This window comes from Psychrobacter sp. 1U2, from assembly GCF_051847575.1.
In genome coordinates, this window is record NZ_JBPYDC010000191.1 from 1 (window position 1) to 1,467 (window position 1,467).

The window sequence follows — 1,467 nt, forward strand, 5'->3', positions numbered from 1 at the left end:
GGTCTTTATTTCTTATGTCTTCATTTATTCATGCTGAGACTTGTAGTAGTAGCTTAACGCTTGCAAGTGTTCATGCCAAGCATTCTGTACAAAGGGCAAAAACGAAATAATCCTGTTAGCAAAGGTATTAACCCAAGCACACCCCATAAGCTTTGATAATACACTCCCAGCCCAATAATGATCAACCCAGCTATAATACGTAACGTTCTCTCAGTACTTCCGACATTTGCCTTCATTTCTGACTCCTTAAGCTTTATCACTTAGTATTTTAAAAACAAGTTAGCCAGTAGCTTTATCCCAATGCGTTAATCGGTACCTTTAGATAGCGAATACCATTGTCTTCTGGCGACGGTAAATGACCAGCATCAATATTGACTTGTACCGCTGGAATGATCAGACGCGGCATCGCAAGAGTGGCATCACGGCGCTCGCGCATTTGCACAAATTCTGCCTCATTAATACCCTCTTTTACATGGATATTACCCATTTTTTGCGCTGCAACTGTAGTAGTCGGACAATGCTTGCGACCCTTACTTGGATAGTCGTGACATAGATACATGATGGTATCCTCAGGAAGTGCCAACAGTTTTTGGATAGACTGATACAGTGCTTTAGCATCACCACCTGGAAAGTCACAGCGCGCTGTACCTACATCAGGGGCAAACAAAGTATCACCGACAAACACCACGGTATTTTCTTTATCAGCAGCGATATAGGCCATGTCAGCACGCGTATGACCTGGCACATACATCGCCGTAATAGTAATGCTCCCAAGCTCTAATATCTCACCATCATCCATCAAGATATCAAACTGACTGGCATCGGTACGAAAACGGGTATCAAAGTTAAAGATTTGTTTAAAGGTTTTTTGTACTTCAGTGATATGCTGACCTATCACTAACTGACCGCCAAGCATTTCTTTGACATGAATGGCCGCTGATATATGATCGGCGTGGGCGTGCGTTTCGATAACATAGACCAGCTCCCAGCCTTGCTCGCGGACAAACGCAATGACTTCATCGATGCTGCTGGTGGCAGTGTGGCCAGATTTGGCATCAAAGTCTAATACCGGGTCAATGATGGCACATAACTTTTGCTCAACATCAGCGAGTACGTGTGTGTACGTTTCAGTATCGTTATGTAAGAAAGAATGAACTTGCATGCCAACCTCGCTATAAGAATGTTTGAAACTTTAAATAACACTTAAGTATGATATTGAATCGTATATAATATTTGACATACCGACTACTTATCTATGTCTAACAATATAACAATGATCATACAATTTATCAATTTATATAATGTAAATAATGATAACTTGATATAATTGGTGATATCATTGATAATGAACCATATATTGTTAGATAATAATCCAAAACATATTGCTATCTTATTTAAGGAGCTCATTCTGACTACTTCTATTTCAGCACTGGGTACATCTACTCACAGTATAGATGACGATGCATC

2 protein-coding genes are annotated in these 1,467 nt (G+C 40.2%); both read right to left on the reverse strand.

Features of this window, described 5'->3' with window-relative positions; genetic code table 11:
- Window positions 1-53 precede the first annotated feature (53 nt).
- Complete coding sequence (locus ACS8FD_RS14365) at window positions 54-236, reverse strand: YgaP family membrane protein (RefSeq protein WP_299217738.1); 183 nt, start codon at window positions 234-236, stop codon at window positions 54-56.
- Between the two features lie 56 nt (window positions 237-292).
- Complete coding sequence (locus ACS8FD_RS14370; RefSeq protein ID WP_439261974.1) at window positions 293-1,162, reverse strand: MBL fold metallo-hydrolase; 870 nt, start codon at window positions 1,160-1,162, stop codon at window positions 293-295.
- Window positions 1,163-1,467 lie beyond the last annotated feature (305 nt).

Excerpts from the sequence above, each read along its gene's own strand:
- ACS8FD_RS14365 (WP_299217738.1), bottom strand. The coding sequence starts at position 236 with ATGAAGGCAAATGTCGGAAGTACTGAGAGAACGTTACGTATTATAGCT.
- ACS8FD_RS14370 (WP_439261974.1), bottom strand. The coding sequence starts at position 1,162 with ATGCAAGTTCATTCTTTCTTACATAACGATACTGAAACGTACACACAC.